This is a genomic window from Synechococcus sp. UW179A, from assembly GCF_900473965.1.
Lineage (GTDB): Bacteria > Cyanobacteriota > Cyanobacteriia > PCC-6307 > Cyanobiaceae > Synechococcus_C.
Window position 1 is genome coordinate 164,281 of sequence record NZ_UCNJ01000025.1, and the last position, 25,924, is coordinate 190,204.

Annotated in this window: 29 protein-coding genes; 19 read left to right on the forward strand and 10 right to left on the reverse strand. The window is 55.2% G+C overall.

The genetic code is table 11. The annotated features are described in order from the left end of the window. Positions 1-3 precede the first annotated feature (3 nt). Genes ispF through larB form a run of 3 tightly spaced genes read left to right on the forward strand, consistent with a single transcriptional unit; the run spans position 4 to position 1,594 of the window. The gene (gene ispF / locus DXY31_RS12570; RefSeq protein ID WP_066906902.1) at positions 4-489 is read left to right on the forward strand and encodes a 2-C-methyl-D-erythritol 2,4-cyclodiphosphate synthase; all 486 of its coding nucleotides are present in this window, start codon (positions 4-6) and stop codon (positions 487-489) included. Next, positions 486-932: a TIGR03792 family protein gene (locus DXY31_RS12575; RefSeq protein ID WP_114994077.1), complete on the forward strand. Its 447-nt coding sequence runs from the start codon at positions 486-488 to the stop codon at positions 930-932. Before ispF ends, DXY31_RS12575 begins: the two co-directional genes overlap by 4 nt. After that, complete coding sequence (gene larB / locus DXY31_RS12580; RefSeq protein WP_114994078.1) at positions 929-1,594, forward strand: nickel pincer cofactor biosynthesis protein LarB; 666 nt, start codon at positions 929-931, stop codon at positions 1,592-1,594. The genes DXY31_RS12575 and larB overlap by 4 nt, the downstream gene beginning before the upstream one ends. On the opposite strand, the gene DXY31_RS12585 is transcribed toward larB, so the two are convergent. The 4 genes from DXY31_RS12585 to DXY31_RS12600 all read right to left on the reverse strand — a co-directional run bounded on the left by DXY31_RS12585 (position 1,585) and on the right by DXY31_RS12600 (position 4,173). Continuing rightward, positions 1,585-1,764, reverse strand: coding sequence for a hypothetical protein (locus DXY31_RS12585; RefSeq protein WP_114994079.1), 180 nt, complete (start codon positions 1,762-1,764; stop codon positions 1,585-1,587). The two genes, larB and DXY31_RS12585, sit on opposite strands and share 10 nt — an antisense overlap. A gap of 108 nt (positions 1,765-1,872) precedes the next feature. Further along, positions 1,873-2,835 (reverse strand): DUF1517 domain-containing protein, encoded by a 963-nt coding sequence (locus DXY31_RS12590; RefSeq protein WP_371639445.1) that lies wholly within the window; start codon positions 2,833-2,835, stop codon positions 1,873-1,875. A 25-nt stretch (positions 2,836-2,860) separates the two neighbouring features. Beyond that, a complete protein-coding gene (gene thiS, locus DXY31_RS12595; protein WP_114994080.1) occupies positions 2,861-3,067 on the reverse strand; it encodes a sulfur carrier protein ThiS in 207 nt (68 codons plus the stop codon). A gap of 44 nt (positions 3,068-3,111) precedes the next feature. After that, on the reverse strand, positions 3,112-4,173 hold the full coding sequence (locus DXY31_RS12600) for a thiamine phosphate synthase (RefSeq protein WP_114994081.1): 1,062 nt from the start codon (positions 4,171-4,173) through the stop codon (positions 3,112-3,114). A 20-nt stretch (positions 4,174-4,193) separates the two neighbouring features. On the opposite strand from DXY31_RS12600, the gene DXY31_RS17730 reads away from it, so the two are divergent. Continuing rightward, complete coding sequence (locus tag DXY31_RS17730) at positions 4,194-4,328, forward strand: hypothetical protein (RefSeq protein WP_255355638.1); 135 nt, start codon at positions 4,194-4,196, stop codon at positions 4,326-4,328. Here DXY31_RS17730 and DXY31_RS12605 read toward each other — a convergent pair. After that, positions 4,310-5,236, reverse strand: coding sequence for a bifunctional riboflavin kinase/FAD synthetase (locus DXY31_RS12605; RefSeq protein WP_114994226.1), 927 nt, complete (start codon positions 5,234-5,236; stop codon positions 4,310-4,312). The two genes, DXY31_RS17730 and DXY31_RS12605, sit on opposite strands and share 19 nt — an antisense overlap. Before the next feature lie 59 nt (positions 5,237-5,295). Here DXY31_RS12605 and DXY31_RS12610 point away from each other — a divergent pair, with 59 nt between their 5' ends. Further along, the gene (locus DXY31_RS12610) at positions 5,296-5,856 is read left to right on the forward strand and encodes a DUF3611 family protein (RefSeq protein WP_114994082.1); all 561 of its coding nucleotides are present in this window, start codon (positions 5,296-5,298) and stop codon (positions 5,854-5,856) included. Here DXY31_RS12610 and surE read toward each other — a convergent pair. After that, positions 5,841-6,650, reverse strand: a complete 810-nt coding sequence (surE, locus tag DXY31_RS12615) for a 5'/3'-nucleotidase SurE (RefSeq protein WP_114994083.1) — start codon at positions 6,648-6,650, stop codon at positions 5,841-5,843. The genes DXY31_RS12610 and surE overlap by 16 nt on opposite strands. Positions 6,651-6,721: 71 nt before the next feature. On the opposite strand from surE, the gene pheS reads away from it, so the two are divergent. The 8 genes from pheS to DXY31_RS12655 all read left to right on the forward strand — a co-directional run bounded on the left by pheS (position 6,722) and on the right by DXY31_RS12655 (position 13,396). Further along, positions 6,722-7,729: a phenylalanine--tRNA ligase subunit alpha gene (pheS, locus tag DXY31_RS12620; protein ID WP_114994084.1), complete on the forward strand. Its 1,008-nt coding sequence runs from the start codon at positions 6,722-6,724 to the stop codon at positions 7,727-7,729. A gap of 153 nt (positions 7,730-7,882) precedes the next feature. Beyond that, positions 7,883-9,526: an AarF/ABC1/UbiB kinase family protein gene (locus DXY31_RS12625; RefSeq protein WP_114994085.1), complete on the forward strand. Its 1,644-nt coding sequence runs from the start codon at positions 7,883-7,885 to the stop codon at positions 9,524-9,526. 74 nt (positions 9,527-9,600) lie between these two features. Beyond that, positions 9,601-10,509 carry an NAD(+) kinase gene (locus tag DXY31_RS12630; RefSeq protein WP_114994086.1) on the forward strand — a complete coding sequence of 303 codons (909 nt, stop codon included), beginning with the start codon at positions 9,601-9,603 and terminating at the stop codon, positions 10,507-10,509. Beyond that, positions 10,506-11,225, forward strand: a complete 720-nt coding sequence (locus DXY31_RS12635) for a winged helix-turn-helix domain-containing protein (protein WP_114994087.1) — start codon at positions 10,506-10,508, stop codon at positions 11,223-11,225. The genes DXY31_RS12630 and DXY31_RS12635 overlap by 4 nt, the downstream gene beginning before the upstream one ends. Continuing rightward, positions 11,225-11,665, forward strand: a complete 441-nt coding sequence (locus DXY31_RS12640) for a DUF192 domain-containing protein (RefSeq protein WP_114994088.1) — start codon at positions 11,225-11,227, stop codon at positions 11,663-11,665. The genes DXY31_RS12635 and DXY31_RS12640 overlap by 1 nt, the downstream gene beginning before the upstream one ends. A 186-nt stretch (positions 11,666-11,851) precedes the next feature. Beyond that, positions 11,852-12,571: a rubrerythrin family protein gene (locus DXY31_RS12645; RefSeq protein ID WP_114994089.1), complete on the forward strand. Its 720-nt coding sequence runs from the start codon at positions 11,852-11,854 to the stop codon at positions 12,569-12,571. Between the two features lie 144 nt (positions 12,572-12,715). Further along, on the forward strand, positions 12,716-13,063 hold the full coding sequence (locus DXY31_RS12650; protein WP_114994090.1) for a hypothetical protein: 348 nt from the start codon (positions 12,716-12,718) through the stop codon (positions 13,061-13,063). Between the two features lie 150 nt (positions 13,064-13,213). Beyond that, positions 13,214-13,396, forward strand: a complete 183-nt coding sequence (locus tag DXY31_RS12655; RefSeq protein WP_114994091.1) for a hypothetical protein — start codon at positions 13,214-13,216, stop codon at positions 13,394-13,396. Between the two features lie 443 nt (positions 13,397-13,839). On the opposite strand, the gene DXY31_RS12660 is transcribed toward DXY31_RS12655, so the two are convergent. After that, entirely contained in the window at positions 13,840-14,067 is a 228-nt protein-coding gene (locus tag DXY31_RS12660; RefSeq protein ID WP_114994092.1) for a DUF1651 domain-containing protein, read from the reverse strand. Between the two features lie 1,979 nt (positions 14,068-16,046). Between DXY31_RS12660 and DXY31_RS16510 the strand changes: the two genes are divergently transcribed. Beyond that, on the forward strand, positions 16,047-16,241 hold the full coding sequence (locus DXY31_RS16510) for a hypothetical protein (RefSeq protein ID WP_137024986.1): 195 nt from the start codon (positions 16,047-16,049) through the stop codon (positions 16,239-16,241). A 475-nt stretch (positions 16,242-16,716) separates the two neighbouring features. Here the strand turns inward: DXY31_RS16510 and DXY31_RS17435 are convergent, their stop codons facing one another. The 3 genes from DXY31_RS17435 to cbiE all read right to left on the reverse strand — a co-directional run bounded on the left by DXY31_RS17435 (position 16,717) and on the right by cbiE (position 18,909). After that, positions 16,717-17,163 (reverse strand): hypothetical protein, encoded by a 447-nt coding sequence (locus tag DXY31_RS17435; protein WP_137024987.1) that lies wholly within the window; start codon positions 17,161-17,163, stop codon positions 16,717-16,719. A 339-nt stretch (positions 17,164-17,502) separates the two neighbouring features. Beyond that, the gene (locus DXY31_RS17735; protein ID WP_255355636.1) at positions 17,503-17,625 is read right to left on the reverse strand and encodes a hypothetical protein; all 123 of its coding nucleotides are present in this window, start codon (positions 17,623-17,625) and stop codon (positions 17,503-17,505) included. A 33-nt stretch (positions 17,626-17,658) separates the two neighbouring features. Beyond that, positions 17,659-18,909 carry a precorrin-6y C5,15-methyltransferase (decarboxylating) subunit CbiE gene (gene cbiE / locus DXY31_RS12685; protein ID WP_114994096.1) on the reverse strand — a complete coding sequence of 417 codons (1,251 nt, stop codon included), beginning with the start codon at positions 18,907-18,909 and terminating at the stop codon, positions 17,659-17,661. A 687-nt stretch (positions 18,910-19,596) separates the two neighbouring features. Between cbiE and DXY31_RS12695 the strand changes: the two genes are divergently transcribed. The 5 genes from DXY31_RS12695 (at position 19,597) to DXY31_RS12715 (ending at position 25,905) form a co-directional block, all read left to right on the forward strand. Continuing rightward, positions 19,597-19,818, forward strand: a complete 222-nt coding sequence (locus tag DXY31_RS12695; protein ID WP_114994098.1) for a hypothetical protein — start codon at positions 19,597-19,599, stop codon at positions 19,816-19,818. 193 nt (positions 19,819-20,011) lie between these two features. Then, the gene (locus DXY31_RS12700; protein ID WP_114994099.1) at positions 20,012-21,076 is read left to right on the forward strand and encodes a DUF1254 domain-containing protein; all 1,065 of its coding nucleotides are present in this window, start codon (positions 20,012-20,014) and stop codon (positions 21,074-21,076) included. A gap of 260 nt (positions 21,077-21,336) precedes the next feature. Then, positions 21,337-22,914 carry a DUF1254 domain-containing protein gene (locus DXY31_RS12705; RefSeq protein ID WP_114994100.1) on the forward strand — a complete coding sequence of 526 codons (1,578 nt, stop codon included), beginning with the start codon at positions 21,337-21,339 and terminating at the stop codon, positions 22,912-22,914. A 37-nt stretch (positions 22,915-22,951) separates the two neighbouring features. Then, positions 22,952-24,505, forward strand: coding sequence for a DUF1254 domain-containing protein (locus DXY31_RS12710; protein ID WP_114994101.1), 1,554 nt, complete (start codon positions 22,952-22,954; stop codon positions 24,503-24,505). A 101-nt stretch (positions 24,506-24,606) separates the two neighbouring features. Next, complete coding sequence (locus DXY31_RS12715; RefSeq protein ID WP_244279757.1) at positions 24,607-25,905, forward strand: NAD(P)/FAD-dependent oxidoreductase; 1,299 nt, start codon at positions 24,607-24,609, stop codon at positions 25,903-25,905. Positions 25,906-25,924 lie beyond the last annotated feature (19 nt).

The window sequence follows — 25,924 nt, forward strand, 5'->3', positions numbered from 1 at the left end:
AGCATGAACCTCCGCATCGGCAATGGTTACGACACGCACCGGTTGGTGGAGGGGCGCCCTTTGATCCTGGGTGGTCAGCTTCTGGAGCATCCCGAAGGCCTAGGTCTCGATGGCCATAGCGATGCCGATGTGCTGGTCCATGCGGTGATGGACGCACTGCTTGGAGCGCTTTCGCTCGGTGATATCGGCAAGTATTTCCCCCCCACGGATCCCCGTTGGAAGGGGGCGGATAGCTTGGTTCTGCTGGAGCAGGTCGTGGCGCTCGTGAAAGAACGCGGTTGGCAGGTTGTCAATGTGGATTCTGTGGTGATTGCTGAACGTCCCAAGCTCAAGCCACATATCGAGGCCATGCGTGGGGCGATCGCGCTACGCATGGGGCTGGACCCCGATCAGGTGGGTGTGAAGGCGACTACGAACGAGCGGCTTGGACCCGAAGGACGGGAGGAGGGAATGTCATGCCATGCAGTCGCTCTGCTCACCAGGCCATGACCCTGAAGCACTTGCGGAGAGATCTCCTTACCCTGATCTCCCCTGTTGTGGTTGTCCTGATCCTGATTTCCGGCCATCCCGATGTCAGTCTGGCCTGTTTTTCAGACCCGGACGGCGGCCACGACGTCGCAGTGGTCGAGCATCTGCGCATTCAGGTTCCCAGTCAGAAACGCAAGGCCTGGATAGACGCGGAACATGGCAGTTGGCAGCCCTGGCTTGCCAGGCAAGAAGGATTCGTCGGCCGTGATCTGCTCTGGGATCCTGAAACCGAAGAAGGCACCATCCTGGTTGGATGGAGCAGCCGTAAAGCCTGGAAGGCGATCCCCCAGCTCGAGGTGGAGGCAGTCCAGGAGCGTTTCGAGCAGATTGCTCGCCAGTCCACTGGACAGAAAGAGGGCAATCCATTTCCACTGGTGTTTGAAGGCGAATTGTTGCCGCCGTGACCGCGCAGGAGTCACGTCTTGACCTGGAGCGTCGTCGCCGGCTTGGGATGGTCGAAGCCGTTTGGGGTGAACACAAGAGCGTGGATCAAATTGTGGCGATCTTGTTGTCCATGCAGACAGCCGGGGAGCTCGCTCTGGTGACAAGGGTTGATGCAGCAAAAGCGGCTGCCGTTCAGGAACGCTGTCCTGCTGTTGAGGTTCATGGCCAGGCGGCCTGTCTCACCCTCGGTGAGATCCCAGCCACGAGGCATGCCGCTCAGGTGGCAGTTCTCAGTGGTGGGACCAGTGATCGTCGCGTGGCTGAGGAAGCCGCTCTGGCTCTGAGCGTTCATGGGGTTGCCAGCGAGTCTTTCCTGGATGTGGGGGTTGCTGGTTTGCACCGTCTGCTGGATGTGCTGCCTGATCTCACACCGATGTCGGTGCTGATTGCCTGTGCGGGGATGGAGGGAGCTCTGCCAACGGTGCTAGCAGGTCTTGCCCCTCAGCCGGTCATCGGTGTGCCGGTGTCTGTGGGCTATGGGGTTAGTGCGGGAGGCAGGGCTGCTCTCGATGGCATGCTCGCCAGCTGTGCTCCAGGTCTGAGCGTTGTGAACATCGACAACGGCTATGGCGCTGCGATGGCGGCTTTGCGCATCCTCAAGGGAGTGGATTCTCAGGACTGAGAAGGATGCGGCGGGCTGGGTAACAGCGGTTGCGCCGGTTCACTGGGGTCGATGTCCAGCATCGTTTCCACCCACAGCCGCATCGATCGCGGCAAAAGGTTTTGCTCGTAGCGATGCAGCGCTTCAACCAACACGGTTGAGTTGACCCAATGAGGTGATCGTGCGCGCATCGTTGCTGAGCGACACGCGAAACTTGGATGCAGGTCGCCCTCTCAGCAAGTGGGGACAATTCAGGTTCCGGATTGTTGTCGGTTGAGTCGCTTAGCGGCTTCGATCGATCAAAGGTGCTGGAGATTCGGATACGCCGTGACTAGCTCATCAGCGCTGAGAACATCGCCGACGCCATCCGGCTGCCAGATCACCTCAAGGGCCATCAGATCGCTGGATGCTGTGGAACCAAGAATGCGCAATGACTCCCGAAGCTGTTCGCCGTTATCTGCCTGCTTCAGTTTCACCGCGCTGCGGCTGGCCACCAGCACAGTGACAACGATGAATTCACTGGTGGCGTCCGCATCGCCGCGCGATGCGAGGTCGCTGCCGGCGGATTGAACACCACCCACATTGGTGGTGAGTTCTTCGCGCAGCTTGCTGCGCTCGGTCATCGACAGTCGGTTGAAGGTTGATTCCGCTGCGTTGAATGGCACACTGCCAGACTCAACGTTGGCGTAGACCCACAGATCGGGCTGACGCAGAAGTGCAAGTGTGGTGTCCTGCAGCACCCGTTGCAAACCGCTGGAGCTGCTGGTGTCAGCGCTACTGGCGAGTTGACGCAGATCGCTCTGTAGGTCTTTGGCGCTGGCAAGCAGACCGATCTGGAGCTGCAGCAGAGACACTGGGCCCATTGCAATCTCACGAGGACGCTCGTAGCCGCCCATCGCTGGACGACCAGATCCTGCTCCAGCGCCACGGAAGGCATTCACAAGGACTCCAACAAACGCCATCAGGACCATGAAGCCCAAGAGACCGCCACCACCGAATCCGAAGAACGGAATGATGAAGGGGAATCCAATGCCACCGCCGTAGCCACGGTTGTAACCACCTCCCATACCGCCACCGCGGTATCCGCCGGTGCGGGGCATGGAGGGTGCCCGGAAACTGCCGCCCCCAATCCGCCCGCCGCGTGCTGCGTCACTCGGCAGCGGATGAAAGATCAGCAGCCCAATCATCAGCACCGGCACCATGAGGCCGGAAAGCCAGCGTCGCAGCTGAACCAGGGTGGAACGTTTCGGCAATTGGGCCAAAGTGGCGTTGAAGACTGAGTCGATCCTAGGAACCCCCGCCAACGATGGTGACGATCTCGAGGCTGTCACCGTCGTTGACCTGCTGCTCTGCCCAGCGATCAGGGGTGAGGATCAGTCCGTTGAATTCCACCACCACCAACTTGGGGTGATGGCCGAGCGCTTCAACCACATGATCAAGCCGGTTGAGACCTGCTTTGAGCTGGCGCTGTTCGCCGTTCACCGTGAGCTGCATGGGCTGAACCGAGATGAATGAAACCAGACCATCAATGTTGAAGATCAGCTGAGCAATTCCAACAGCTGCAGACTGGCGGCAGCTGGATTATTGGCCCCCATGATTGCGCTCACCACAGCAACACGGGACGCGCCTGCAGCCAGCACCTCGGCAACGTTGCTGCTGTTGATGCCACCTATGGCAAACCAGGGAACTCTGGCTGAATCCTGGGCTTGCCGCACCCAATCCAATCCTGCCGGCTTCCGATCAGCCTTGGTGGCGGTGGCATAGACAGCACCGACCCCCAGATAGTCGGCACCCTCCTCCTGGGCCACGAGCAGTTGTTCGAGTCGGTGGGTGCTGCGACCAATCAGTTTTTCGGGACCCATCAACTGACGTGCCTCTGAATAGGGCACGTCCCCCTGGCCAAGATGCACCCCATCGGCATTCACGAGCAATGCCAGATCAATGCGGTCGTTGATGACCAGTAGTGCCTGGTGGGCCTGGCACAGCCCGGCAAGCTGACGTGCTTCTTGCAATCGCAGAGCATCAGCTCCGTGCTTGCGCCGGTACTGCACAAGCGAGACGCCTGCTTGCAGGGCTAATTCCACCCGATTCAACATCTCAGCACTTGCCTCTTTCCCGCCTGGATCGGTAATCAGGCAAAGCCGTGCGCGTTCCAAGCGCTGCTGCCGTTGGGTTTGCCCGCAGGCCTCCAAGATGCGCACTTCATGGTCGTAGAGCGCATAACGAACGAGCGCAGCTGTCTGGGCCAGTTCGGTATCACCAGTGCGCGCGAATTCTTCAATCACCCGTAAGGCTTCTTGGACCCTGCTGGCATTGGCTTTCAAGATTTGGGTGCTGTCGGTACGGTTCTGCTGAGCGGGATGACTCAGCCCTGCAGCCGTATCGGTGGCCGTGGAACGTGCCTGTCTGTAGCAGTCGGCGTGCAGTTGTCCCAGCTGTTGTCGCCAGTCCTTGAGCGGCACCACCAGGTCTTGTCGGTCCAGTCCGAAACGACACCAGTCCTCGATCACCCGCAAGCCTTCCCGGGCTCGGTCGAGGTTGGCATCGATCAGCCTGGCGATACGCGTGTCAGTGCAGGGGGCGACGGGCATCGATTCCATGGCACTGTGGGCAGGATCTCATGTCTGGTGTGGCGATGGAGAACGGTGGATCAGAAAGCACGATGCACGTTCTGGTGTGGGGCATTGGTCTTCTCGGTGGCATCGGCGTTTTCATCGTGTGGGGCTTGACCAACGCCTATCCAGCGGTGTCTTGAAGCCGAGCTCTCGCCTGCTGGGCATCACGACTGATCTGGGCACTGAGTTCCTCCAGGCTTGAGAAGCGTTGTTGGCCGCGCAGGCGCTCCACGGGTTCCACCCGCAGAATTCGGCCCACCAGTTCGCGGCTGGCGTCGAGCAGATGCACTTCCACCGCTGAAGGCGATGCTGGATCCACAGTGGGTTGAGGGCCGAGGTTCATCACGGCAGGGAGTGCAAGCGTCTCGTCGTCGACCCAGGCTCGCGCGGCATAGACCCCCAATCCCGGCAGGAATTTTCTGCCATCTACTTGCAGGTTGGCGGTAGGCCATCCAAGCTTTCTGCCGAGGCCGCGGCCTTGAACCACCTCGCCTTGGAAGCGGTAGGGCCGTTGCAGGAGTTCACTGGCTGTTGTGAGGTCGCCCTCTGAGAGTGCCTCACGGATCCGACTGCTGCTCATGCGACCACCAGGGTCTTCCAGAATCGGCAGCACGCTCACCATCACACCAGCGGCCTCCGCCAAGCTGGTTAGCGTGTCAGCCCCCCCCTCGCGTCCTCGCCCAAAACGGAAGTTGGCGCCAATGGCGATGTGACGTGCCTGCAACGTGCCAACCAGAATCTGATCAACAAATTCGGCAGCACTGAACTGGGCTAGTTGGCGGTCGAAGGGAACCAGCACCAACTGCCTGATGCCAAGTGGTTCGAGCAGATGCAGCTTTTCGTCAGGCAGATCCAGGCGGAGTCTTGGTTCGCCATGCAAAACCTCGCGCGGGTGTGGCCAGAAGCTCACCACCGTGGGGACTCCACCTGCCGGGTGCTGGCACACGGCTTCGATGACCCGCCGGTGGCCAGCATGTAGCCCATCGAAGCTGCCCAACGCCAGGGCGGTGGGCATGCGGGCCTCCTCAGGGGAGCAGAGAGGAATCAACGGGCCGTGCACGGTGCAATGGTTGATGGCAAGTTTGGACGACAGACCTCCTCGCCCGCATGGCCGATCGGCTCGACTTCCAGCTGCTGGCCCTTGGCCTGCGGCGCACTGCCTGGATTCGTTTCTGGATTCAGACCGCTCTCGGTGTGGTGGTGGTGGGGGTGCTGTTGTTCAACAACATCGGCGGCAGCCTGTCCCGCAATGCAGATCGGGCCGTTGGCTTGAGCCCGGGCCTGTCGCTGACCACGCTTTCGTTTTTAGTCCTGTTATTCAGCCTTTGGCAAGGGTGGTTGATCGTGCGTCTTGGCCGTGCGCTCGATAGTGGCGCCCGCCCCAGTCGCGGCGAGGCCAGCCGTCTGCTCAAACGCGGAATCCTGGCTGACCTGCTGGGGTTGGTGTTCGCGTCGATCGGGTATCAATCATTGGCCGGAGCCCTGTTTGTTCAGGCGTCGTCGCAAACACCTGGTATTGCCATCGGTGGTGCTGGTGCAGCAGAAAACCTGGCGATCACTTCACTGGAGATGCTCTCGGTGTTGAGCAACACCCAGGTGCTGTTCGCCCATCTGATCGGCTTGCTGTTCTCCCTCTGGATGCTGCAGCGGATCTACCGGACCCGTTGACCATCAATTTCAACCTGTGGCAGGCCACTGAGTGATCCACGCCAGAACAGTTCCGGTTCAATCGGTGTGAGCGAGGGTGAATTGCTTCCGATCTGGGCTACATCCGTGGGCCAGTCGCGGGGACCATCGCCCCCTGACTTCAGGTCTTCAACCAGTTTCCCCGCCAGCCAGTAATACGAACGACCCTGCGGATCTGTTCGCGGACTGAACTGCTCCCTGTATCGACGAATCGACAGCCTGGTCCAGCGCATGGGGCCCATGGTTTCAGGCTTGCAAGGGGGCAGGTTCAAGTTGAGCAGCAGATTGCTAGGCCATCCCTCCCGCAGCGCTGATTCGGCCGTATCCATGGCGAGCACAGCGGCCCCCTCGAATTCCCGCCATTTGAAGCAGGCACTGCTCACCGCCATGGCCGGACGGCCTTCCAGGGTGCCTTCCAACGCCGCTGCCACGGTGCCTGAGCAGAAGATGTCGGTGCCGAGATTCGGGCCGTGGTTGATCCCCGACAGCACCAGGTCCGGCGGGGTCTCTAGCAGTTCGCAGATGGCCAGTTTCACGCAATCGGCAGGGGTCCCACTGCAGGCCCAGGCTGTAATGCCCTGGCCGAACAGCTGGTCGGCCCGTTCAGCTCGGATCGGGTGCTGAAGGGTGATGCCATGGCCGGTTGCCGAGCGTTCTTTGTCGGGACAGACCACGGCCACCTGATGGCCTCGGGTCGCGGCGGCCAGGGCCAGGGCCTTGATTCCGTCGGCGAAGATGCCGTCGTCATTGCTGATCAGAATCCGCAGCGGGGCCATGGGGTTGCGTACCGGTGGGGCGAACCTAGTCGTGATCACTGCTTACAGTCAGCTGTCGTGATGTCAAAGCCTTGAGCGCCACCGTGTCCCTGCAGCAGCTCACCGACCAGCTAGAGGCGCTTGAAGCTGAGGCTGCTGAAGCGATCTCTGCAGCGGCTGATGCTGAGGCCCTTGAGCAGCTTCGGATCGGATTGCTCGGCAAGAAGGGTCGCCTCTCAGGAGTGCTGGGTGCCATGGGCAAGCTTCCTGGTGAAGAACGGCCCTTGGTTGGTCAGCGCGCCAACGTGCTCAAATCCCAGGTTCAAACTCTGCTGAGCGACCGACTGCAGGCGGTGAAGCAGGCGGCGATGGAAGCCCGGATCGCGTCTGAGACCCTCGATGTGACCGCTCCTGCCCAGGGGATTCCCATGGGTCATCGCCATCCCCTGGTCACGACCACCGAGGAGATCGTTGACCTGTTCTGCGGCCTTGGATACCAGGTGGTTGAAGGCCCTGAAGTGGAAACCGATCACCACAACTTCACTGCTCTGAACATCCCGCCGGATCATCCCGCCCGGGATATGCAGGACACCTTTTACCTCAAGGACAATCTGCTGCTGCGCACCCACACCTCGCCGGTGCAGATTCGTCACCTCGAAAACCATGCGCCGCCGGTGAGGATTGTGGCGCCTGGTCGTGTTTATCGCCGGGATGCGGTTGATGCCACCCATTCGCCGGTGTTTCATCAGGTGGAGGTGCTCGCGATTGATGAGAACCTCGATTTCAGCCATCTGCGCGGCACGGTGATGGCTTTCCTCAAGGCATTTTTCGGGGATCTGCCCGTGCGCTTTCGCGCCAGTTATTTCCCGTTCACGGAGCCGTCTGCCGAAGTGGACGTGCAGTGGCGCGGCCGCTGGTTGGAAGTGATGGGCTGCGGCATGGTTGATCCCGCCGTGTTGGAGGGTCTGGGTTTGGATCCCGAGCGTTACAGCGGTTTTGCCGCTGGTGTGGGAGTGGAGCGTTTCTGCATGGTGCGCCACGGAATTGATGACATTCGCCGTCTCTACACCAGTGATCTTCGTTTTCTGGAGCAGTTTTGATCAGGCTGCAGTAACCCCTGCAGACGATTGATGTTCGACTTTGCGCGTCGCTCTGCGGTCGCTGATCCCGTTTATTCCGTATTGGCGGCTCAGCGCTGACGCTCTTTCGCACAGGGCTCAACATGCGGGAACTGTTTTCGCTCGGCGTCAGGCATGTCCGTGCTCTCTGTTTTCGACGGTTCCACGCGGGCGGTGGAGATCGTGCGGATCGTCAGTCGCCATGAATGGTCATTTCTATCCCAGTTGCTGCGCCGCGGTCATGCCGCTGAGACGCGTCTGCCGTTGCCCTCAGTGCTGTGCAATCTGCTCACCGAGCTCGGGCCTGTTTATGTGAAGTTGGGCCAGCTGCTGAGCACGCGTCCCGACCTGCTGTCGGATGACTACATCGAGGCTCTCAGCCGGCTTCAGGCCAATGTTCCTCCGGCGGCCTGGCCAGAAGTGCGTGAACAGATGGCCCAGGAGCTCGGTTCCGACGTCAGCTCGGTTTTCGGCAGTTTTGAGGAAGAACCCATTGCCGCAGGCAGTGTCGGCCAGGTGTATCGCGCCAATCTCCAAAACGGGCCGAAGGTGGCGGTGAAAGTGCTGCGGCCTGGTATCGAATCCCAAGTGCAGGAGGATGGTCGTCTGTTGCGTAAAATCGCCGCAATGGCGTCGGCGACCGCGCTCGGTGGCCAATACGACTTCGTGGGGCTTGCCGACCAAGTCCTCGAAGCTCTTGGTCGCGAGCTGGATTTCCGGATTGAAGCTGAAAACACACTTCGGCTACAGCGCTGCCTGGCGGCTTCCAGCTTTGTGCCCAATGGAAAGCTGAGGCTTCCAAACGTGGAGGAAAACCTCTCCGGTCAGCGGGTGCTGGTGCTCGAGTGGATTGATGGTGACTCGATCCTGACTGCAGCAGCGAGACAGTTCCTTGAGGCTGGTCCAGGCATTGCCTCCACCACCAGCGCCATGCTGGGTGCCTTTGTCGAGCAGTACTTCGTTGAGGGTTTCTTTCATGCCGACCCTCACCCCGGCAATCTCAAAGTTCAGGCTGATGGCACGGTGATCCTGCTTGATGCCGGCATGGTGGGTCAGTTTGATCCACGCACCCGCAGCAACCTGCTGGATCTGGTGCTGGCGCTCATCAATCAGGATGCTGCGCGCGCCACTGATCTTCTTGAGCAGATTGCGCCGCCTGCACGTGGCGTGCGGGTGGATCGCCAGCAGCTGCAGCGACAGCTCGATCAGTTGATTTCTCGCAGTTTTTCCAAGCCGCTGCAAGAGCTGAATTTCGCGCTGTTCTTGGCGGAGCTGCTGCAGTTGGCCAACCGCACAGGTCTCTGTGTGCCAGGCACTCTGGGATTGTTTGTGAAGTCGGTCACCAATTTGGAGGGCGTGGGCTGTTCGCTCAATCCCGCATTCAGCTTCACCGGTGAGATGCAGCCTCTTGTGGCCAAACTGCTGGCGAGATCGGTGATGTTGCCGCAGCAGCGTTTGATGCAGTTCGGCCTTGACCTGCGCAACCTCTCAATTGACTCACCCAGACAACTGAGTCAGTTGTTGCGTCGTTTTAGCAGTGATGAGCTGTCATTCGCCCTGCAGATCGAGGGCCTCGAATCCCTGCGCAGAACCCTGGATCGTTTGTCGCGACGGGTGTCTTTGGCGATTCTGGTGGCGGCTCTGCTGCTCAGCGCCACACTGATGGCCACCCTTGCTCAACAGCAGCTGCTGCGCAACGTGAGTGAGGCGCTATTCATTGTTGCGACCGTGTTCGGGATCTGGTTGATCGTGTCACTGCTGAAACCCAGCAGACGCTGATCAAAAAGTCTCCACACGCGTGTTAAGGCAGGATCCTTCTCATAAAGTGATCGCAACGTTGCATGTAGCGATCGGTGCCCCGTGTCGGACTGATCGTCAATGACGGCAAGCCGCTGGCGGTAGAAATCGCGGGCAAAATTCATTCGCGTCTTGAGCTGGTTGGTCACGAGGTGATCCGTGCCAGCAGCTCAGGCGGGATGGTTGGGTTCGCGAATCCCGATCAGCACCTACGCATGCTGGGGTACAACGCCTGCGTCCCAGAGGGCTTTGATCACTCGATGGTCTTGGCAATCGTGCTGGGTGGCGACGGCACGGTGTTGTCCGCAGCGCGTCAGACCGCTCCTGTGGGAGTACCGATTCTCACCATCAATACAGGACATCTCGGCTTCTTGGCAGAGGCTTATCTCGATGATCTGGATCATGCTCTGGATCAGGTACTCACCCAGCAGTGGACCATCGAAGAGCGGGCCAATCTGGTGGTGAGTGTGATGCGCGGTGATCAGCGCCGTTGGGAAGCGTTGTCACTCAATGAGATGGCGTTACACAGGGAACCGCTCACGAGCATGTGTCATTTCGAGATCGCCATCGGTCGCCATGCTCCTGTGGATATCTCTGCCGATGGAGTGATTTTGTCGACCCCGACGGGGTCTACCGCCTATGCACTCAGTGCCGGGGGACCGGTGATCACGCCGGACTGCCCGGTGCTGCAGCTCACGCCGATCGCTCCCCATTCGCTGGCTTCAAGGGCGTTGGTGTTCAGTGATGCTGAGCCTGTCACCGTTTTCCCCGCCACACCTGAACGCCTGATGATGGTGGTGGACGGCTGTGCAGGTTGTTATGTGTGGCCGGAAGATCGTGTTTTGATTCGCCGCAGTGATCATCCCGTTCGCTTTGTGCGTCTCAGGGACCATGAGTTTTTTCAGGTTCTACGCAACAAACTGGGCTGGGGGTTGCCCCATGTGGCCAAGCCCGATCGTTCATGACCGTTGTGCATGGCTCCATGGCAGGCAGCTTTCAAGATGCCGTTGTTCTGCTGGTTGGCCCCGAGGCGGCAGCACTGGCGGAACGTCTGAGGGCTTCGGGATACGCTCCGATTAACTGGACCGTTGGTGCTGAAAGCGATCTGGTCAACGGTTCCGACCCAGCCCCGGTTGCTGCGATCCTGGCTAGCGACCAGGGATCAAGGGTTCTCGAGCTGCGCTCTCGTTTTGAGGCACTGCCGATTCTGATCGGAGTGAGCGACGACAGTATTGCCGCCCGGGAGTCGGTGTTGGCCTTCGGTGCGGATGATTTTTGGTTCACTTTCAGTGCCCCGAGCGATTTGCTGCAGCGGTTGCGCTTGCATCTTTCGATTCAATCCCGCAGTGCACTGAGACCTCCGCTGCTGCAGCTCGCTGATCTCAGCGTGGACATCAGTTCCAGGCAGGTGCGTCGCGGTTCTCGGTCTCTTGTCCTCACGGCCAGGGAATATGCGCTCTTGGTGCTGTTGCTGGAGGAGCGGGGCAGGGTTGTGAGCAGAGATCGCATCCTCCGGGATGTCTGGAAGGATGACCAGGGTTCCTCCAGCAACGTGATCGAGGTGTATGTCCGTTACCTGCGCCAGAAACTCGAGGAAGGCGGGGAGCCTCGTTTGATTCATACGATCCGTGGTCGGGGCTATTGCCTCAACGACGGCTTCCCGAGCCTGCGCCACATGTGATGGATCAGCCACCTCTGCCTCCTCAGATCTTGCCGATCGAAGCGCGTTGGTGCCTGGAGCAGCGCCCTGCGAGTTGTATTGCTCTGGAAGTGGCTGATCAGCCTGAAGAGCAGCGGAAGGGACTCATGCAGCGCCCTGCCCTGCCGCCCCTCCGAGGGATGTGGTTTCCGGCCCGATCGGCTCAGCCGCTGCGTTTTTGGATGCGTCATACCCTCGCTCCCCTGGACATGGTGTTTATCCGTGACGGCAGGGTGCTCGACATCGCAGCCAACGTGCCGATTTGTGCGGCATTGCCTTGTCCTTCCTATTGGGCTGATGCTGATGGCAATGGTCGAGCGGATTTTGTTGATGGCGTGATCGAAATTGGCGCGGGTGAAGCACTGCGCTTGAACATTCGTTCGGGCGATGCAGTGACGATTGAAGCAGTCAGCGCCAATTAACGTCGCTCTCATAACTTTATCTGCTGAAAATCGCGGAAATTGATGAACTCAGAATCCCTGAGTCATGACTGCTTGATAAGACGTGGAAACAGCTGTTCTTTTAACCGAACCTTGGATGACGGTTATCCTCCCTTTAGGGATGGATGTCGGGGCAATAGACCAAAAAAGTCCTTTGAAGAGGCGGTGATGAACACACTAAAAATTCAATCCTCGACTCAGACGAACCTCGAGGCGGCTTTCGGTGGTGAAAGCATGGCGAGCCGCAAGTATCTGTTCTTTGCCGATGTTGCGAAAAAGCTCGGTAATCAGGAACTGGCGCGTTTGTTTCGAGAGACTGCAGCACAGGAAACAGAACATGCATTTGCACACTTTCGTCTGTTGCATCCAGAACTGGTGTTTGACAATCCTGAGGACCTCAGTGAGGACTTCAAACAGATGTTGCTAGCCCGATGCCTCGAGTTGGCGATTGAAGGTGAAGTGTATGAATACACCACGATGTATCCAGCATTTGCAGCTGAAGCTTTTCAAGATGAAGATCATGCTGCAGGTGAGGAATTCCAAGAGCAGGGTGAAGAATCAAAAGAGCATGCAAATATGTTCCATTCAGCTGCTAAGAACTTTGGACTCCTAACTGCGATTGAAAAACATCACGCTGAACGCTACGGAGTGGCTCTTTCTGCACTGAAAGGTGATGGAGAGCCTGGCGAGTCGGAGCAACCAGTATCCAATCAATGGATCTGTAAGAAATGCTCGATGATTTATGATCCTGTCGCTGGTGATCCTGATTCAGGCATTGCTCCAGGTACGCCATTTGAAGCCATCCCTGATGATTGGAGTTGTCCAATCTGCGGTGTTACAAAAGCAAGTTTTGTTCCTTATCGCACTGCTCAGTTGAAGGCTGCTTGAGTTTCCTTGATGTTGAGAGCCGTTGATGATCCTGCTGGTAGCTGGCAGCTCCAGCAGAACGGCATTTATCAGTTGTACTCTTTTGGCGGATGATGCAGCTTTGGCTCAGCAGAGCTATGTTTAAACTGCTTGGAGTTGTAAAAAATGATCTCCTGTTATCTGCAGAAACTTGTTGCTCAAATCAGATCAAAGCCCAATGAAGAGTGGCTTCATCTCAAGGATGTGATTGAGTCTGGTGGTAATGCGGGTCTAGAGGCCTGGCTCAAGGAAGTAGCATCTCTTGCATCAGATCTTGAAACCAATTTCGAATCTGCCTCCAGAGGCAAGAAGACCAAGTACTGCCTTAAAAAAGTTCAGGCTCTTGAAGATCGCTACAGAAGACAGGCTGCCGCTTATAAAAAAGCGATTGATGTTGGTCTGATTCATGACAACAAACTGCCAAGGCTTTACAGCTCGAACATGACCATGTTGATTAATCGTTACGCGCGCTAGAGATAGTGGGTTTTGGCGATTGACACTTCGATTGATAACAATTAAAGGCAGCCCCGCTTCATGTGATATTGGCTATTGTGATAAATCATGCTTGTGCGGCTTGCGGTCCGAGCAATTATCTGCCAAAGCGCCTAAGTCATGATATCTCCCATGTCATCCTTTTTCTATGAGGCGGATGACCATTATTGCCGTGAGGTTGAGCAATGGTGGCAAGAAAGGATTCGATATTTGATCGGTAATGGCCAGGCTTATGATGCTGCAGCTCTGTTTGAGGATTTTGAACTTGAACGAAAACTGACGATTGTTAAGCCTGAAAGTGATGAAATCAGGTGAGCGTCTTCGGCTTTTTGATGAGAGCTGATTGATATCAAGTCAGGATTTGCTGATTAAAGAGTCTGATGCAGTTGTCAAATATTATGGGTGTCGCGATTGATTGGCCGAAGAATCGCTGGGATAAATGTTGCTTGATATTATTGATTGGAATGGGTTCTCAAAGGTTTAGGTGCTCTCTTTGGTAATTTGTTTTTCACTGCGATTTTAGAAGTGAATTGGCTTATTCATCACTTCTGTATGGCTTTTTGGGGTGCCGGTCTTTGGCTTGTTTGATCTGATTGTGCATGCAGTTATTGCGCATTCTGGCTTGTCCGCTGATTGAGCCCAGTTGAGCTAGGGCCACAGCTCCACCCAGGACAACCAAGGTCTTGAGTCAAGGTCGTTGAAGCGTTCTTCCAGTCAGGATTCCAGTTTCTTGCCTGCTGCAAGCGCCGTTCCCTGGTTCACCATGCTGCCTCAGTGTCAGTCCAGCCGTATTGCTTGAGCTGGAACCACAGAGCAACGGCGTCTTCATATCTCATGCTTCGCCGGGTTTTCAGAAGAGCGGGCTCATCGCCAGGCATGGGTCTCCCATTGTCCACAACGACTCCTGCATTCAGTGCCCAGGCTTTTGGATCTCTGTGAAACCTGGCGTACCAGCATCCTTTTGGATCCTTCAGCCATCCATCCATCGCTTTTTGCCCTCAGCGGTCAGCACTGATAGTAATAGTACAGGCGTACTGTTTCTAGTTCTTGTGGGGTTCGCAGAACGCATCGATCCCGCTAAGACCGCCGTTGTAGTTGTCTGGGGCCTCTGCATTGATGCCAAGTCGTTTCCAGTAACCAGCGAAGTGCTCCAAGCTCTCATAACCATTAGGGAAAGGGTTAACGAGCTATTCAAGGCAGAGGTCTCGTTTCGACTAGCAGCCAGCGATCAGTAGAGAGGCAGTGGTAGTGGCTGTGATGGTGGAGAAGCATTTCATGGTTGTGATTGCGACATCAGCGGTACTGGTAACCCTTCAATACAGAGCTCTGAATGTTTTGCACCCATCCGGCGATGACCGCAGTGCCCACCAGTCGGAGCAAAGCTCGGTGTCAAGGTTTTTGAATCGCTTTAGCTGCTTGAAAGCAAAAAAGACAGTAAGCGCGAGTGCCCAGGCTGAAGATTTGACTTTGCCAAGGGCATTGCTTGGAACTTTGAATGAAGCCAGCAGGCCAAAGACAGTATGAGTCGTGAGTTGGCTTGTGAGTGATCACCCTGTTCTGAGCTGTCTTGATATCAATCCTCTAGACGGATTCCTGATTCTCTAAAATTGATGAGGATTGAGTCAGAATATCGCGCACGTATTTTGACCAACTCATGCGTGATCAGTGCTTTTGGATGACATTCTTTGTACATATGATCGGCCTTGGCTTTGTCGTCGAGTCAGATATCCTGCGTCCGCTTTGATTGGGCTGTTCCCACCCCTATGAATACTGCTGAATATCTAACGGTGCAGTTGCTGTTCCCCCTGGCCGTTACAGAAAGGGATGTCTGAGCCTGTATCAATGCCTCTCCTTCATGCATTGGTTCAGACATGCTTCTGATGCCTGGTTTCCATCGTCCTATGTGATTGTTTGGGCTTGGAGTAGATGCATTGAACGCTCTTTGTTTGGGAAAGCACAGCTGGATAGTCAATGGAATGCCGGCTCAAGATTCAGGCATCGATGTTGTCTTTCGGGATGGATCGATCATCGGTGTCTATGAGCAGATCTGCGTTGCTCGATCCAGAAGAACGAGTCTTTGTCTTGATCAAGCTTTTATGGAACAGTTTGTATCGGAAGTGATGACCCGATCACTTGTCGCTCTGTTCGGAATAGAACTGGTTATGTCGAACTCCTGTAAGTTCCTTGACATGACCTTCACATGGATCTGCACATCAGCGTGCTCCTGAAGGCAGTGGCCGAGGCGCTGGGTCTGGATCAGTTGCTGAATGCTTGGCATCCACTTAAAAGCAACCGAGACGGTGATGGTCGGTCATTCAGGTTTATAGGCATGCCCAAGCAGGATCCTGGAAGCCAATCTGACTCGGAAAGAATCAGTCCAGTGACCTTTGTCAGCCATCGAGATGACTTCCTTGATGAAATAGGTGTTTGCCTCTTTCTTTGTCATCTTCTGTGCTCCAGCTCACATCTGTCTTACACGAGGTTCTGCTGGTCATTCAAGGGGTTGACGTCAATGCGTCTTGCTGTTGTGCTTTAAGGCTTCTTGTAAAGCCTCAAAGCGCTCTCTGAACGTTAAAAAAGATCCTGGTAGAGGTTAATCAGAGTCCATCAGGTAAGAAACTTCATCAACTTATGGTCTGTGGCTTCTTTTGAGAGCTTTCCTTGTCCTGCTCGGTTATGAAGTGTGGGTGCTTCCAGCCGATGCCGATCCATCAGGGCTCACTAGGTCGCCTCGTTTAAGGGCTCCGTGTGCTGATAAACCTTTTCTTGGTCATGGCAAATCAGCGGATGTCAGCCAAAGAATCTCATCGGTTGATAGAACTTGATCATGCATGTATGGGACAGGATTTTATTGTTTTAGAGATTCATCTAAGAACTCACTTTCGGGGTTGCCAAGCCACTTCAGCCAAGGTCCAGCCATCGCCAAGGTCCAGCCATGTGACTAGAGGTATTAATTGCTGAGAAAATGTGGATTGCCATTGCACTCGCTTACAGCGACAGCATGGGAGTGAGGCTCCGCCAACCCTTTCGCCATCAGTGCCTTCTTGCTGATGGACACACAGCGGTTGTGGTCCCTGGACTGCTGGGCCACCTCATTGAAAAGAAGAAGAAAGGCTGCTCCACCAACCGCAAGCAACAGGATCAAAACATTCATCTCTGACACCCTTCGGATCATGTTCCCAATGTCCTGACGCTCCATAAGCGTTCATAGCCTGATCACCAGGTGGTGTCACAGGATGTCCAGCCATAGCTTTTGAGCTGAAACCACAGAACAACGGCGTCTTCGTATCTCATGCTTCAACGACTCTTGAGGAGGGTCTGCACGTCACCTTCCCTTGCTCGTTGGTAGCGAACGACTAATCAACAGATGGCGAAAGAAAAATGACAGATCAGGACTAAGCACTTGAGCAGCGCTCCCTGAAGATCAATAAAAGGGGCCTTAGGGCTTTCAGCGTCCTTGGAGGTAAGTCATAGGGCTTCAGAAATTTCGGCTGGGTCTTGGGGGATCAAACCAAATGGCTGATCTACTTTGGTATGCCTGCATCTCACAACAGAAAGGACTGCTCCCCTTGAGCCATGGCGTCATAGGCTTCCGCGAGGCTGATTCCCAGTCGGGCGATGGCGTCGGGGTGATCTTATCTGCCTTGGCAAATACGTTTTAAATGTGGGCTATCAGGCCATTTTGTACTAGCTGTTCTCCATGCTCCCCAATGCCATGGTCCCCAATTTCCTTGATCACTTTTTAAGCGCTTATAGTTTCTCCATCCCATGCTGCCGTCTCGACAATTCCAAAGATATTGACTTTTTGTGATTTCCAAATATTCGTAACGGGGCTCTCCCTTTTCGGATACTCTATCTGTAACTACAATGTCACCTTTTCTTGATACAATGCGGTCGTAAGTACATACGTCTTCGAAGCAAAAGTCGTCTTTTATAAATCCTTCGGGAGTGTTTGTCCGCCAAGCACGTGGTGCAGCTGAGCCAGGCATTGTTCCTAATCGTTCGTCTGCTGCGATTGGCTGAAATGCTGTACTAACTGCCAATCCAAATACCAGCAAAAAATAGACTCTCAAAAGTTTCATCTCAGGGAAAAATTGTTAATGGTCTTTTTAAGGGCTTTGCTCTCATCTATAGCTGTCATCAGTTCGTTAGCCCATCCTCTGAGCAAGAATGTGGGTCACTAGATCAGCGTTGACCACACAGATCAGGCCAAAGTCTCATCGCGTTGTCGTGATCTCTTGTGCCTAGTGACTCTCTGTAGGTCTTGCCATCGTCTGTTCTTTAGACGGCACACCTGGAGCCCTCTGATCCGTGAAGCTGCCTAGGTCTAACTCGCTTCCTTCCTGTAAGGATTCAGAAAAGCACTTCCTTAAAACTCAATTCTCCTGAAAAGCCTTACTAGCAGAGCAATTCAGTGGATATCAGCCAAAGAATCCTTTGGATTGCAAAAACAGGCCAACGGCCAGCAGTGGACCGAATCCAGCGATCAGCAGTGTGATTTTCATCCGCAGGGGTGACACCTGCTTCTCCTTCTGCACCGGCATTGATCTCGATCGGGATGGTCTTGATTCTGCTTGTCAGCTTTGGCTTTTGGTGCCACTGAGAATCAGCACTGGGTTCATGGGCGCCATTCGGGTGCCATCGGCCAGAGGTTGTCCGCGATAGGCCTGTTGCTGACTGATCTGGATCAACCAGCGGGCGTTGTCCAGGATTGGCCGCAGTTCCGCCAGTGCTTCAACGTTGGCCATTGGAATCACCACCACCCCACCTGGGTTCATGCGATCGATCACAGCCTGGAGCAGCTCAGCTCGTTGGCGACCACCTCCGCCCAGAAGCACGCGATCAGGTTTCGGTATCTGATCAACAACAGTGAGGGCATTGGCTTCGATCACGTCTGCTGGTTTCACACCCAGGCGTTTGGCATTGGCCTGAATCAGCGTGCCGCCGCCGCTGCGCTGCTCCACGGCAAACAATTGCAGTTGCGGCCGGAGCCTCAGTGCTTCCAACCCCACGCTGCCGGTGCCAGCGCCCAGATCCCAGAGCACTCCTTGTTGTGGCAGCTGTAGATCAGCCAGCAGCTGGATTCTCACTTCACGCTTGGTCATCAAGCCAGGACGGTCCTGGTGTTGCAGAAAAAGGCCGTCGTCCAGACCGAACAGGGGTAATGACTCTTGGATCGGGTCGGCTGTTGGCTCTGCCACCAACACAACCAGGTGCAATGGATTGAGGTCTGAGGGGATTGGCTCAGCTGCACTCAGACGCTGCACTCGCTCATCACCATGGCCCAGCGCTTCAAAGAGCCACAGTGCATAACTGGCCTTCAGCCCGCTGCTGCTGAGGATGCGCCGCACTTCTTCAACCCCGCCGCGCTTGGGATCCGTCAGCACAGCCAGGGCTGATGGGCGTTTCTGCAGCCGCTGAATCAATGGGGCTGAATCACGCCCATGCAGGCTGATCCATTCCGCGTTCTGCCAGGGCATGCCCAGCCTTGCAAAAGCCAGTTGCAGTGATGAGGGGCCTGGATGAAAGCGCAGACTCTCTCGCCCCACACGTTCGATCAGGATCCGGCCGATCCCGAACCAGAGCGGATCGCCACTGGCCAGCACCACACCTCGTTGGTCTGAGCCGAGAGCTCTCAGGCTCTGGCAGAGGCTGATCGGATCGTCGCTGTTGATGCACCTTGCTGAGGAGCAACGTTCCAGCCACTGCTTCAGTGCTGGTTGCATCCTTTGTGGAGCAGCGATCAGATCGGCTTGTCGTACCAAGGCCTGGAGTGCTTCTGGCAGCGAGTCAGGGGCACCGGCATCGGTACCGATCACATCAATCATGGTCTTATTCTCACGCCAGTGCCGAGCCTCTGCAGTTCAGAGCTCGGTGGCAGTCTTCACCACAGAAGCGGCCCAGGCCCCGGTCGCTGAGGCCATTTCACTGACATCAGTCCGTGCAGTGTGATCCCTTGCTGTTGTGCTGGTCTCTCATTGTTCCCAGAACGATGGCTGACATTGACTGCGGAGTGTATTGCTGCTGCTTTTTATGGTTTTGGGGAACAAATACTCAATCACTTCTCCCAGATACATTTTGGTCTTCTGCACAGCAACAATTGATCAAGGTTGACTGAAAGTTGCCTGCATTATTCTCCCAGATTTTGTGGCGTAATGGATCTGAGATTAATTCAATTCCTGTCTGAATGTCGCGATGAAGAGCATGAAGCGATTGATCGTTGGTTCCATGCTTTTCAGCCAATCTCAATGACAATGGCCGGTGCGATCAGTTTTGCAAGAGACACCACACGCTTGGCTGAGCTTCTCGGAACAACCGAATCTGCTGCCCATAACGCTTGATCAGTAATCATTTGATCAGCGTTAAGTTGATGGCTTGATGCTTGCCATGTTGAGCATGGCCGTAGTGGTCAATTGTGCCCCAAGCGTCCGCATCAATCACTACTCGCCATCGATGCATTCAACTTTAAGTCAATGTTCTGAATTCTTATAATAAGCTTTTGCGATTGATCTCGAATGACATCGAGTCGAGTCGATCGGATTTCCAGTGTTCACTGGTGGTTGCCTCATAAAGATATTGGTGTGATGTTGAGACAAGCTCACTCCACGTTTAGTGATGATTTTCAGGGCGAAGAAATTCAAGAAATGATGGAAAAATGGGTTGAAAATGTCTGCCGATTGTCAGAGGGAGATATGCGTGATCTTCTGAGCCTGGTAAAAGAATTTTCCCTGGATTAAAGGCGTATTCATTGTAATTCAGATTTTTATTTTGAATCATCAGGGCGCTAGCAATGCTGATGCTGATGACTCATGTCGTCAGGCCTTGCGTTGCCGGCGACCAACAGCATTGCTAGTAGGTCCTTAGTTCCTACAACGACTGTCTGTGAGCAAGTCTTTACGCCGCGGAGCCTCGCTTCTTTTTGCTTCAGCTATGGGATGCGCTGCCTTGGCAGGGCTCAGCGGCCAAGCGGGTACCGTCAGGTTGGCGTCGAGCGGCCAGAGCTGCCCTGAAGCTGCTATTGAACAGACCGCCACGGTGGTGACTCCGGTCACGAAGGCCAACTATGCCTTTGCGGAAACCGAAGTGATCCTTGCCGATTATGTGCGCAAGATCGCCAAAGGCACCTGTAGTGATGGCGTTGGTGTGTTCTTCCACCAAAAGACGGCCCAGGATCCAAAAGAACGTTCGATTCTGCGGCCCAATTTCGACACGCTCTATTCCTTCGCTGTGCTGGATCTCAACAGTCCGGCCACTGTGGTGTTGCCCGACACCGATCGCTATCAGATTCTCGAGGTCGTAGATGATGAACACTGGATTCCGCTGATCAGTGATCAGCCGGGGAGCTACACCCTCACTAAGGACTCTATGGGTAGTCGTTATGTGTTCGCCTTCGTCCGGACTCAGGTGAACATGCAAGATCCCGAAGATCTCAAGCGGGCAGCAGCTGTGCAGGACCAGATCAAGCTTGAGCAGAGCGAGAAGGGGTCTTTTGTTGTGGGTCATAAGTACGACATGAAGCAAATTCTGGCCTTGCGAGCTGACTACAACGCGCGACGGCAACCAGAGGGGATCACATCGGAAATGGCTTTTGGTAAGAAAGGGCAGATCAGTCCTGAAATGCGTAACTTCGGGGTTGCCATCGGCTGGGGTGGCCTCCCCAAGGAAGGCGCTGTTTATCCATTCCCAAAGGTGGTTGATTCGACAGAACCTCAGACGCTGACTCTGAAAAACGTTCCGATTGATCCGCGGGCGTTCTGGTCAGTGACTATTTATGATAAGGATGGGTTTTCTGTTGGTGAAAAATATAATATCAACAGTGCTTTTGCTAAGCAGAATGAGCAAGGCGAGTATGTGATTCATCTTGGTGGTGATAAAAATCAGGACAATTATCTTGATATTTATCCGGGATGGAATGCTGCGATTCGCATCTACTCACCAACTAAAGCATACTTTGATGGTTCGTGGACTTCTCCTCAATTCGAACCTGCAAAATGAATGATCTCATAAGGCTTTGCGTCATAGCTTTTTTCTTCTATCGACGCAGTTTCTAGTGAGTTGGGCCCTTGTTACTGGTGGAAAAACCAGCTAACTCAGCGCGTGTGGGCTTGGTCCGCACGCGTTTTTTGTGGCTGTGTGCAATCGGTTGAAAAGCGGCAAAGATCTGTCTGATCCCATTTGGGCGAATTTCTTTTTGCTGCGCAGTCGCATCACCTGATTTTCTTTAAACAAAAAAAGAACGCTCCGTATGGCAGTCAATGAAAGGATTTGCGAGCAATCTGCGCAAAAAATCTTCCGCTGTTTTTCTTGCTTCAGCTTTTGCTGCCAGTTTGTGTGCGCCAGTTCTGGCCCAGAGCACGGCCAACAGCTCTGGTTCTGTCCCCAAGGGTTACACCACTCCCATTCCCGCTGAGCTGTTCACGCCTGATCAGGTCGAGACCAGTGTTGGCACATTTCGTTTCTTCGATGGCATGCCGGATGCCGCCACGGTTGATGCCAGTTTTGACTACCTCAAATTCATCCGCGCCTATGAAACGTTTCTCACGCTGATGCCGGCCGCCAGCATCGAGATGATGCGTGTCGGCCATGCGCAGCAGGGGGTCGACGACTACACGAAGGTCATGTTGATGGCCCCGCTGAATTCCAACCCTCTGTTTCTGACCGGAAATACCGATACGGTGTATGGCTCCGCCTTCTTCAATCTGAAGGACACGGGGCCGATGGTGATTGAAATCCCAGCCGGCCTCGGCCCTGGCACGATCAATGACGCCTATTTCCGATTTGTGGCCGATACAGGTGCTCCCGGCCCAGATCGGGGCAAAGGCGGCAAGTATCTGATCCTTGGTCCCGACGACGCAGAGCCCGCGAACACCGAGGGCTATTTCGTGTTTCGTTCACCCAGCTACTCCAACTGGTTGATCATGCGTGCTTTTCTCGATGATCAAGGCAAGCCTGATCAGGCGGTTGCCAACTATGAAAATGGCGTACGTCTTTATCCCCTCTCACTGAAAGACAACCCTCCGGCGATGACTTTTGTGCAAGGAGGCGATCTCGTCTTCAACACGGTGCATGCCAATAATTTCCACTTCTTTGAAGAGCTGAACACGGTGATTCAGCGTGAACCGGTCGATCTGTTTGACCCAGAACTGCTCGGACTGGCTTCGGCGATCGGACTCGAAAAAGGCAAACCCTTCAATCCCAGTGCTGAGGATCGCAGGATTCTCGAGGAAGCTGTGCAGGTTGGAGTCGCCTATGTGCGCTCCGACATGGGTAAGCCTCGTAATCGCGACGTCTACTTCTATGAGGACAAGCAGTGGTTCAGTCCTTTTGCCGGCGGGAGCCATGAATGGCTGATCGATGGCGGCAGGGGCGGCAGAAACCTTGATGCCAGAAGCAACTTTTTCTGGGGTTACACCGTCAACACCCCTGCCATGGTGCTCAAGATGGTCGGTGCCGGATCTCAGTACGGGGTGGTGGCGACTGATGCTGATGGCCTCTATCTCGATGGCAGTAAGAACTACAAGTTCACGGTGGATGCCAACGTGCCTGCCAAGGATTTCTGGTCGATGGTGGTCTACGACCCCCAGACGCGCTCTGAATTGCAAACGCCCCAGATGCTGCCCAGCAAAAACAGCAAGCGCAATAAAGACATGGTGGTGAACGCCAATGGCAGCATTGATCTCTACTTCGGTCCCACTGCACCGCAGGGCAAGGAAGCTAACTGGATTCAGACCATTCCCGGTAAGGGATGGTTTGGAATTTTCCGTTTTTACGGACCGCTGGAGCCTTGGTTCGACAAGACCTGGCAGCTCAACGACATTCAGCCTCTCGGTTGAGACCTGAACCCATCAACACCACGATTCATTCTCAACCATGACTCCTCTGACTCGTTTCCCATCCGCTGTCCTTTCCGCATTGTTGCTTGCCTGCAGTGGTTCAGCTTTGCAGGCCGCTGATGTCGTCCCCAAGGGCTACAACACCACCATTCCTGAGGATGTATTGACGCCTGACAGGGTGAAGACCCGGATCGGTACATTCAATTATTTCGATGGTTTCCCCGACGACGACACCATGGCCAAGGCCCGCCGTCAGGTGGATCTTGGCCGTGGCGTGCAGACCTTCCTGAACTTCATGCCGGCGGCATCGCTCGAGATGCTCTACGTGGGGCACCGTGATGGCTACGGCATGCGTGAGAACCGGGATATTGGCTTGTTTGAAGAGCTGATGAGTTCCAAATCACTCTGGCTAACCGGCAATACCGACACGGTTTACGCCACTGCCTTCCTGGATCTCTCCAATGGTCCCATCGTGGTTGAGGTGCCGGCTGGCACGGGCCCCGGCACGGTCAATGATGCCTTCTTCCGCTTTGTGGTCGATATGGGTGGCCCCGGCCCCGATAAAGGTAAGGGCGGAAAATATCTGATTGTTGGTCCAGGGCAAGCAACCCCGGCCAACACCGATGGCTATTTTGTGGCCAACACTCCAAGCAAGATCAATTGGTTGATCCTGCGTGGTTTTCTGGATGAGGAGGGCAAAACAGACACCGCCAGAAATGCTTTCAAGGGTGGTTTGAAGGTTTATCCCTACGCAGAGCGTGCCAATCCCCCTGCCAACAACTTCAAAAACCTCACGGATTGGGAGACGAACACTATCCATGCCAACAACTTCAAGTTCTATGAGGAGCTTGATGAGGTGATTCAACGGGAGCCTTCCGATCTGTTCTCGCCTGAGCTGCTCGGTATGGCATCGTCGATCGGGATTGAGAAAGGCAAGCCGTTTAACCCCTCGCCTGAGCAGCAAGCTTTACTCACTGAAGCCGTCGCTATCGGGAATGCCACGGCGCGTTCGATTCTGTTTGGACCTAAGGATCCCAAGAACTACATCTACCCCGGCAAGGCGGGTTACTGGCAGACCGGTTTCCCCGGGGGTAGTCATGAGTACCTGGTGAATCAGGGCAATGGTGGTCGTGACATGGATGGCCGCACGTTGTTCTTCTATCTGGCAACGGTGAACACACCGGCCATGGCTCTGGAAATTCCGGGTGTGGGGTCTCAGTACGCCTTCAGTTCAAGGGACGGTAGTGGCGCCTATCTCAACGGTTCCAACACCTACAAACTCAATATTCCGGCGAATCCGCCAGCAGAGAAATTCTGGTCGTTTGTGGTCTATGACCCGCAGACCCGTTCGATGCTGCAGAGCGGCGACATGCCCTATCCCAGCAAAAACAACAAGCGCAACGCTGACATGGTGAAAAATGCTGATGGCAGCATTGATCTCTACTTCGGCCCGCAAGCACCTGCTGGGATGGAGGCTAACTGGGTGAAGACCGTTCCTGGCAAGGGATGGTTCGGCATTTTCCGTCTCTACGGCCCGGGGCAGGAGTGGTTTGATCGCACCTGGAAACTTGGCGATATCGAAAAGGTCTGACCTTGTCTCGACCTCAAACACTGTGCTGATTGATTTGGGGCGGGTTCCTTCCGTTCGACCTCATTTAGGAAGACCACTGACTGATTTTTGGAGTCGTGATCATGAAGACTGTTGATGTTGTGGTGATCGGTGGTGGTTTCGCCGGCGTGACCACTGCCAGGGATTTGCAGAAGCGTGGATTCAAGGTGCTTGTGCTTGAGGCGCGCGATCGTTTGGGTGGTCGCACCTGGAGCACCGATCGCAATGGGTTCCATGTGGAGCTTGGTGGCACCTGGATTCACTGGACCCAACCTTTTGTATGGGCCGAAAAGGAACGCTACGGGCTTGAAATTCAGGAAACCCCCGGTTGTGTTGCCGAGCGGGTAGTGATCAAGGTGGATGGGAAGGTTCAGGAGTTGCGCGAAGATCAACTTGGTGAGTTTGTCTCAGGGTTTGAGCAATTCTTCGCTGAAGCTCAACAGGTGTGGGAGCGCCCCTACGACTCCCATTACAACTGGCCCGCGATTGAGCAACGTGATTCCTTGAGTGTGGCCGATCGTCTCGCTGCTCTGGATCTCACGCCATTACAGCGCACCAGTATTGGTGGCTTTCTTGAGATTCTGTCGATGAATCAGCCGGAGAATGCCTCCTATCTGGAGATGATGCGCTGTTGGTCGCTCACGGGGTGGAACTATTCCCTGTTCAATGACTCAGCAGCCCGCTACAAACTCAAGCGTGGCACTGGCGCACTGGTGCAAGCGATGGCCAGTGATGGTGGCTTTGATGTGATGCTCGACACCACAGTGGCATCCGTTCAACAAACGGCCAACGGGGTCACGGTGACGACGGCAGCTGGTGAGCAGGTGAGTGCCAAGCGCGCTGTGGTCACCGTGCCGCTGAATGTGCTTCACAACGTGGCGTTTGATCCACCGCTGAAGCCAGTGAAAGTGGAGGCTTCAAAGCTCAAGCATGTGGGCGGTGGAGCCAAGGTGTTTTTTGAGGTTGAAGGAGATCCAGGTGCGGTGATGACTCTGGCCAGATCAACCGACTCTGATCTGATTGGCAGCTTCACCTATCAGCGTGGTTATCAGCATTCTGTGTTGGCTGGTTTCAGTTTGGAGCCGGATGCACTCGAACGATCAGTTGCTGATTGGCAACCTGTTCTTGAGGAGTTTGTGCCCGGTATTCGGCTGCTGTCGACCTTTGGGCATGACTGGGGTAGTGATGCTCTCTCCCAGGGGAGTTGGTGCACGTATCGACCAGGCACCTTTGTGCGCTTCGCTGATGAACTGCCTAAGCAAGACAACAATCTATTTTTTGCCTCAGGTGATCATGGCGAGGGTTGGCGCGGCTTCATCGAAGGCGCCATTTCCAGTGGGTCCAAAACCGCAGTGTCTGTAGCAGCGAGCCTCAACCACTAACGACTCCTATCTTTTTAGC